Origin of the sequence: Protofrankia sp. Cj3, from assembly GCF_917627355.1 — a bacterium.
Lineage (GTDB): Bacteria > Actinomycetota > Actinomycetes > Frankiales > Frankiaceae > Protofrankia.
On sequence record NZ_CAKJTR010000069.1, the window covers coordinates 15583 to 23481 of the forward strand.

The window sequence follows — 7899 nt, forward strand, 5'->3', positions numbered from 1 at the left end:
CCGCCGCGTCCCCGACCGGACCCTCTTCGAACACGTCGTCGACTCGCTGGTCCACGGGTCCGGCCACGAGCGGACGCCCCTGTTGCCGGGCGGTCCAAACCGCCGTGGCCGAACGGCCCTCCCACAACCGCAAAGAGATGTTCCGGACGCGGCAACCATCCAGCGAGCTGGAGCGACTGGACATGTGAACGTACGGATAGTTCGTCCCTGGGGATCTTCATGATCGACCAGAACGCCGTTTCGTGCGTTTCGGCCTGCTCGTTCCTCGCTAACCCCCCCCAGCCGGGGCGGGCAGGCCGCCCCACCGGGCACGGACCGGAGGTAGCGTCACAAGTGTGCGCCGAGTCCTCTTCTCACCCTCGTGGCTGTTCCGCCATGCGCTCGCCCTCTTCCTGATCGGCCTTTTCGCCCGACTCGGCTGGTGGCAGTGGGAGAAGGGGCAGTCCGCACGCGGTACGCTGCAGAATCTCTTCTACGGAGTAGAGTGGCCGATCTTCGCTGCCGCCGTAGTCTTCGGCTGGTGGCAGATGCTGCGTGAGGAACTTCACCCGACGCCGACGCCAGCACCGGAAACCGAACCAAGCAGCGCGCCCCCACTGGGAGCGGATGGCGTGGCTCGCGCCGATGCCTACCGGCTCACCATCGGCGACCTGACCGAGAGCACCATCGAGGACGAGGAGGATGAAGCGGAGTTGGCCTCGTACAACCGTTATCTTGCCACGCTGCACGAGCGGGACGCGTCATCAGGGCCGAGGACGCGGTGACCAGCCCGGCCGATGACACCGCGCTCGATGCCCTCCGGGCTTCGCCCACGTTGCCGGCAGCCAGCGGCCGGACAGGGCGTTACAGCGAGCAGGCGATCCGTGGCGCACTGCTGCGTTTCCGGGTACTGGCATACGTGGTGGGCGTGGGGCTGATCGCCCTCGTGCTGATCGGCGTGCCGCTGAAGTACCTGGCGGGCACGCCGGTCGTGGCCGAAACCGTGGGTCCGCTACACGGGTTCCTGTTCATGCTTTATCTTGCCCTGACCGTGGACCTGGCATCGCGCTGCCGGTTTCGCCCCGTCCACACTCTTGCGATCATGATTGCGGGAACCGTGCCGTTCCTGTCGTTCGTGGCCGAGCGAAAAGTCACCCGGCAGGTACTGGGACGCGCAACCAGCTGAGTTGACGGCCAGCTGCTTTGCCCCGGATCATCCGGTCCGGCGGTGAATCCGGGGTCAGCCCACGGCACCGGAGATGGTCAGGATGGGCCCGGAAGGGCCCATCAGGAAGGGCACGGCCAGCCGGGGCCACGGTCAGGAACAGGCGGCGTTGGAAAAACCCGCGGCCGCGCCCACAACCTGGTTGTCACAGCCGACCACGTTCCCGACGTCCTTGTCATGGAGGTAGATTCCGAAGCCGGTCGCGTTCACCACGAGCGTGTTGTTCCGGATGATGTTGCGGCGGCCCCAGCCCTCCTTCACCACGTGTTCCTGGATGCCGTCCTTGAGCGCCCCGCCGCCCTTGCCCGTGTTCTTCTCGACGATCCACCCGTTACCCTTGAGGTCAATCCACGAGTCACCGCCGTCATCGGTCATCCTGTCGCTGGACAGCACGTTCCCCGAGATAAGACCGCCGGTACTTCCTTCTTTGACGTCGATGTTCTCGGCGGTCGTTCCAGCGATGTTGTTGCCGATGATGAAGTTACGGTCACTGGCGTCCGGGTTACAGTTCGAAATCTTGCACCAGTTGTTGTTCGCGCTGCCGATGTAGATACCCTCACCGAACTTCGCGGACCGGTGTCCGGTGTCGCGCACGGTGTTTCCGGTCACCAGGTTGTCCGAACTGGAGTCACGCAGGTGGATGGCCTCGTCCCCGATAGCGCTGACGCTCAGCCCAGCGATGACGCTGTGCTGGGTGGCATCCGCCATCACGCCCTTCTTGCCATTGCGGACGCTGAAACCGACCAGCCGAACGAAAGAAGCATGATCAAGATGCAGAACGTAGTCGGCGTCATCCCCGCCGTCCAGCACCGCGCTGGTCGAACCGCACAGCCAGATCGGCGCACCCTCGGTACCGGCCTTGGTGACGACGAACTCGCCGGTATACGTCCCGTCGGCCATCCGGATGACAGCGCCTGGGCTCGCCGAGGCCAGCGCGCTCTCGAGGCCGGCGGCGTCGTGGACGGTGGGAGCGCCCGGCGGGCAGACAGCCTGCTGCGCCTGGCCGGAGAGCCCGACCCCGTCCGCCAGCGCGGTGGGCGCCTCCGGCACGACCGATTTCGCATCGTCACCATGACAGGAGGCGGTCGCTGTGGCGATCGCTACGGCCGCGGTGGCCGTAGCAAACAGCCGCAACCGCCCCTGGCGTATGGCGACAGGCGTCACTCCGGGTCCTTTCGCCCATGACGGTCGCGACTCCGGCCATTGTTGTAGGAAATCATTGCCCGAGCCGGCCCGACGGCGTCGAGTTTGACCACTGACACGCCTTCGTCACTGACTATGGTCGTGGTGTCCTCATCAACGGCATTCGGATAGCCCTGCGGTTCAGCTGGGTGAGCGTTCCACTGCGGGAATCGGTCAGCTGATGGAGCGAGCTCCGGCCGGATCGCCGGCTGGAAGTCGTCGTCGTAACCATGAGCGTTCCCATAAAAATTCCCGTGCCCATGCCCGTTCCCATGCCCGTTCCCATTCCCGTGCCCGTTCAACGGGTCGTCCTGGTACCCCTGGATCCGGTCACGCTGAAACCGCACGTCCATGGTCGGGTTGTCATCCTGGCTGAACGGGGAATGCGCCCGCTCCGGTATCCGGCGCTGGAACGTCTCCGTCGGGCCGTCCAGCGGTGTCCGCAGGGCCGCGGGCACCAGCGCGGCGCCGGGATCGGCGGCGGGGGTACCAGGAGCGAACCAGGGCGCGTCGGCGGGCCGGGGCTGGCTGCCCCCCGGCCGCTGCTCCGCGGCCGCTCCGCGGTGGCTCGGCGCACGGGGCCCGGCCTGCCCCGGAACCATGGGCATCCGTTCGGAATCGGCCGAAACCGGCGGCGAAGCGGACAGCATGGCAGCTGCTGCCCCAACGGGCACCGCCGCTTCCTTGACGCCAACGGCTGCCAATGCGGATCTCTTCGGATCACTCACCTTGTTCATCCGCTGCACGAGTAGATCCGACTCGGGATAGGGATGCTCCGCCGCCCGCTTGCGCCAGCGGCGCCGGATGCGCCAGCCCAGAATCGGCAGCAGCGCCATGAAGGACCAGACAAACAACGCGGGGTGCCGCTCGAAGATTGAATACCAGGGCCGCTCGACCCGTGGAATCCAGTTCGAGACATCGTTACCGGTAAGGGCAGCGCCGGTGATCCCAGTAGCTTTGTTGATGTCCACCGCACGCCAGCCTCGGCCGGACAGCGTGTTGTTACCTATCGTCGTCCCGTCGGCCTGGCCCCGGATCGAGACAGCGAACTCAGTCGCCCCCGATATCGTGTTCCGGCTGATGATGTTCGTCGGCGCGTCCTGGGTGATGATCCCCATCCGGCCGTCGGACAACTTGTTAGTTGTGATCGCCGTCCGCTTGGCGTCCGGTCCTACCTGTATCGCGGACTCGGTGACACCGCTGACCGTGTTGTCGACGATCTGGGTGCCGTTCGCGCCACTTTTGATGACGATTCCCACCGTACTGCCCGCGACCGTGTTACCGCGGACGGAAGCATCCTCACCGCCGAGGACGCGAATGCCGTAGCGGCCGTTGTCGGTCAGTTTGTTGGCCTCGATGACGGTGCCCTTGACCTGATTGATCTGTACCCCGGTGGCGGTGGCGACAAGGCCGATGCCGCGGCCGTCCAAGGTGATGCCGTCACCGCTGTTGCCGGAGATCGTGCTGCGCATCACCCGGGAGCCTGACGCACGGTCGATGGTGATGCCGTCACCGTGGTTCGCGATGGCGGTACTGCCGGAGATGAGGGTGCTGACCGCGTCCCGGTGAACGGCAAGACCGGCCCGGTCGTTGCCCTCCAGCCGGACATTGATCATCTGAATGCCCTCACTACCGGAGATATAGGCACCCCAGACATTGTTGATGAATGTGGAGTTGGCCGCTCCGCCGGTGCTGGGCTGCCCCTTGCTGCCCGTCCAGGCGAGTCCACCGGTACGGCCGTTCCAGAAGCCGAGGTTGGCCACGCGCGCATTACGCACGACAAGCTCGCCACCCATCGTGCGGATGTAGCCACGCCCGTCAACCGGATTGAGATCGGGCTTGAGCTCCTTGACATCCCAGGAGATGACATTCATCGGCTGCTGAGGGTTTCCATTGATCTCAATGGCACCACGCCAACTGGTCAGCGCCACGAACCCCGCCGCGCTGCTGGCGAGCCGCAGCGTCCCAAAGCGCTGGTCGATGATGAAGCGCGCGTTCGGCCCGACGACGATGCTGGTCAGCTCAAGCAGTGCGCCGTCGACGTCCTTGCGCATGCCACCAGCCGCAACGACGTCCTCGACCGTGTAGGGAGCCGGGCGGCCCGGCAGCAGCAGGGTGGGCAGGCTGCCCTGGGTCTGCACGATGGACGGCGCCTTCAGCACGCCGAACTTCGCGAACATCGACCGCAGCCGGAGGTCCTCGGTATCGACCAGGTTGGACTGTTGCTTGGCATCCGCGGAGGTGACCGGCGGCAGCGGTGGCAGCGGCGCCGCTGCCGCGGTGCCCACAACGCCAGGAGCGAACGCAAGACCTGAGACTAGCGCCATAACCATCCCGACGAGCGCGCTACCGGCTCGCGCGTGCGCGCCGTGCCGCGGGCGGCGACGGGCATCGGGCAGCAAACGCCGAGCAGCGGAGAGTCCGGACATCGGGGTGATCATGAAACTCCGATCATTTTTGACTCATCCGAACAGACGCGTCCGACTGCCCCTCGCCGCCGATCAGGTCGGCGCGGCGGGTCAGCCAGCCCTGCTTGTTCATGGAGATGAACGCCCATGTCTTGATCGGAAGGGCGACAATTACGATCATCAAAACAACTACCGGGAGGATGAAGATGTCCCGCGGATGCTCCCGCAGGTGCGAGAACCCACGGACGGCACGTCCACCCAGGAGCCAGGCGATGGCAATCAGCGGAGCGTTCGCCTGCGGGCGCGCTATCCAGAACCCGAGGTAGGTCATGGCCACCCCCATGGTGACCGGGGTCAGCAGGATCTGCAGAACGCTGATCTGGCAGATCAGCGGCTGCCGGAACAGCCAGCCCTTGTAGATGGCCGTGAGATAGCAGCGGTAGGAGTTACGGCTCCACCGCACCCGCTGTTTGATGAACGGCTTCAGCCCGTCCGGGAACATCGAAATCGCGCGGGCCGAATCCTGGTGCATGGTCTTGTAACCGGATGCCAGGGTGAGCCAGGTGAGGCGGCCGTCGTCCCCGGCGATACAGCGCCGGCCCAGGAAGAACTCGTTCTCCAGATTGTGGAGCACGGGGAGAATGGCCTCACGGCGGTAAGCCGCCGTCCGGCCGGACAGACAGGCCACGGCCCCGGCTCTGCCCTGCGCCGGCACGTAGTCGAGGTAACGGATGTCGACCAGCCAGTTCGCTACCCTGCGCCAGACACTGGTACGCGCATTGTAGACGCTCTGGCGGGTACCGACCCCGCCGACCTTGGGATCGACGAAGGGCATCTGGACGGCGGCGAGCAGGCCCGGCTCCCAGGCGGTGTCGGAGTCGCAGAGCACCACGATCTCCTTGGTAGCCGCGGAGATACCGACGCCCAGCGCTGATCGTTTCCCCTCGTGCACGAACGGGATCACCCGCATGACCGGATTGTCGCGGGCGTGTCTGGTCAGTCGCCTGATGAGCTCGGTGTCCTCGACGTCTGGAACGATAATGATCTCATCGGGATCCTGGTCGAGCCACGTCTTGAGACAACGCTCAATGACGTCAGGGTCCTCCCGGAAGGAGGGGACGACGACGGACGTCGAGGCGCGGAAGTCGTTCTCGGTCGGCTTGTAGCGAGAAGACAATACCCGTCGGAACAACCACACCGACCACGAGATCACTCCAGCGATCCCGAGAGGAACAAGCCCCCAGTACGATCCGATGCGGTCGATCACGGAACTGAGCGCGTCCATTGCCTAACGGTTTCCCTCCGGAGGCTTGCCGAAAGACCTACCCGAGAAAGTAGATGTCCGCCGGCCCGCCCTCATCATGTCGGCCAAAAGAATGGTCGTCAGGTGTGCGGGCCAAACAACCCCCACCCCCCATAGCAGTGCTGGAAGGACGCTAGCAGTGTGATGCAAATCGCAGACACACCGGGGGTCTCGTTGCTACCGAACGCACTTGCCCTGCTACAAAAAACGCCGATCACGTTGAGTAGTTTTACTTTAGCTCCATCAGATGCAAGCATAATCTTTCTTCTCCGCGGCACATGACCCGGACTTGCCTAACGTTAACGGATCATGTCGAATCCGCGACACTCAAAGTAACATTACTGCCAGGTGGGGGTTTACGTTTTATCATGGAAGAGACAACAGTTGTTAGTCCGTTGAGAATTTCTGTAATCGGGACCGGCTACCTGGGCGCGACCCACGCGGTCTGCATGGCAGAGCTCGGGTTCGAGGTCATCGGTGTTGATGTTGACCCAAACAAGATCGCGCGTCTCGCCGCTGGTGAAGTGCCCTTCTTCGAGCCGGGGCTGGAGGAGCTGCTCCGGAAGAACCTGGAGTCCGGCCGACTGTCATTCACGACCTCCCTCGCCGAAGCCGCCGCCGGAGCTGACGTCCACTTCATCTGTGTCGGGACACCGCAGCACCCCGGCTCGAACTCGGCGGACATGCGCTACGTCGACTCCGCTGTCAGCGGGCTGATCGCGGGCGGGCTTCGCCCCGGTTCGCTGGTCGTGGGCAAGTCCACGGTCCCGGCCGGAACCGCTGCCCGTCTCGCCGACTGGCTGGCCGCCGAGGCGCCCGGGGTCGAGCTCGCCTGGAACCCCGAGTTCCTGCGGGAAGGCTTCGCGGTCGACGACACCCTGCGCCCGGACCGGCTCGTCTTCGGCGTGACAGCCGACGGCACGGCCGAGGCGACGCTGCGCCGGGTCTACGGATCGGTACTCGAGGCCGGGACTCCCCTCGTCGTCGTCGACTACCCGACCGCCGAGCTCGTCAAGGTCGCGGCCAACGCCTTCCTCGCCACCAAGATCTCTTTCATCAACGCCATGGCCGAAGTCTGCGAGGTCACCGGGGCCGACGTCACCCACCTGGCCAAAGCCATCTCCTACGACACCCGGATCGGCGGCCGCTTCCTGCACGCCGGCCTCGGCTTCGGCGGCGGCTGCCTGCCCAAGGACATCCGTGCCTTCCAGGCGCGCGCGACCGAACTCGGCGCGGGCGAGTCGGTGAAGTTCCTGGCCGAAGTGGATGCCATCAACCTGCGGCGGCGCAGTCACACCGTCGCGCTCGCCACCAGGCTCCTGGGCGGTGACGTCACCGGCAAGAAGGTCGCGGTCCTCGGCGCGGCCTTCAAGCCCAACTCCGACGACATCCGTGACTCCCCGGCCCTCGCCGTGGCCAGCGCCCTGCGCCAGGCTGGCGCAACCGTCACGGTGCACGACCCGGCCGCCATCGAAAACGCCCGGCGCGCCTACCCTGATCTCACGTACGCCGACAGCGCCGTGGATGCCGCGACCGACGCGGACATCGTCCTGCACCTCACCGAATGGATGGAGTTCCGCGAGCTCGACCCGGCCGCGCTGACCGCGGTCGTCTCGGCCCGCGTCATCATCGACGGTCGTAACACCCTCAGCCCCGTCCAGTGGCGTGCCGCCGGGTGGGACTACCACGCGCTCGGCCGGCCGTAGGCTCGCTCCGCCCGAGCCCGCTTCGGCGGGCCTGTCGGCACCAGCCGGAGCACCCTGCGATGACCGCAACGGCGCTCCGGCCTGGCTGCCCGGCAG

6 protein-coding genes are annotated in these 7899 nt (G+C 65.7%); 3 read left to right on the plus strand and 3 right to left on the minus strand.

The features are described 5' to 3' along the window. The first annotated feature begins 335 nt into the window (after positions 1-335). Together MJ783_RS11620 and MJ783_RS11625 are read left to right on the plus strand one after the other, a co-directional pair. The gene (locus MJ783_RS11620) at positions 336-764 is read left to right on the plus strand and encodes a hypothetical protein (RefSeq protein ID WP_239310419.1); all 429 of its coding nucleotides are present in this window, start codon (positions 336-338) and stop codon (positions 762-764) included. Then, a complete protein-coding gene (locus MJ783_RS11625; RefSeq protein WP_239310420.1) occupies positions 761-1165 on the plus strand; it encodes a DUF3817 domain-containing protein in 405 nt (134 codons plus the stop codon). Before MJ783_RS11620 ends, MJ783_RS11625 begins: the two co-directional genes overlap by 4 nt. A 132-nt stretch (positions 1166-1297) precedes the next feature. Here the strand turns inward: MJ783_RS11625 and MJ783_RS11630 are convergent, their stop codons facing one another. From MJ783_RS11630 to MJ783_RS11640, 3 genes are all read right to left on the minus strand, one after another. Continuing rightward, a complete protein-coding gene (locus MJ783_RS11630) occupies positions 1298-2254 on the minus strand; it encodes a right-handed parallel beta-helix repeat-containing protein (RefSeq protein WP_239310421.1) in 957 nt (318 codons plus the stop codon). Positions 2255-2364: 110 nt separating this feature from the next. Beyond that, positions 2365-4713: a right-handed parallel beta-helix repeat-containing protein gene (locus MJ783_RS11635; protein ID WP_239310422.1), complete on the minus strand. Its 2349-nt coding sequence runs from the start codon at positions 4711-4713 to the stop codon at positions 2365-2367. A 124-nt stretch (positions 4714-4837) separates the two neighbouring features. Then, positions 4838-6079, minus strand: coding sequence for a glycosyltransferase family 2 protein (locus MJ783_RS11640; RefSeq protein WP_239310423.1), 1242 nt, complete (start codon positions 6077-6079; stop codon positions 4838-4840). Positions 6080-6465: 386 nt separating this feature from the next. Between MJ783_RS11640 and MJ783_RS11645 the strand changes: the two genes are divergently transcribed. Further along, entirely contained in the window at positions 6466-7803 is a 1338-nt protein-coding gene (locus MJ783_RS11645) for a UDP-glucose/GDP-mannose dehydrogenase family protein (RefSeq protein ID WP_239310424.1), read from the plus strand. Positions 7804-7899 lie beyond the last annotated feature (96 nt).

Excerpts from the sequence above, each read along its gene's own strand:
- MJ783_RS11635 (WP_239310422.1), bottom strand. The coding sequence starts at position 4,713 with ATGGCGCTAGTCTCAGGTCTTGCGTTCGCTCCTGGCGTTGTGGGCACC.
- MJ783_RS11640 (WP_239310423.1), bottom strand. The coding sequence starts at position 6,079 with ATGGACGCGCTCAGTTCCGTGATCGACCGCATCGGATCGTACTGGGGG.
- MJ783_RS11645 (WP_239310424.1), top strand. The coding sequence starts at position 6,466 with ATGGAAGAGACAACAGTTGTTAGTCCGTTGAGAATTTCTGTAATCGGG.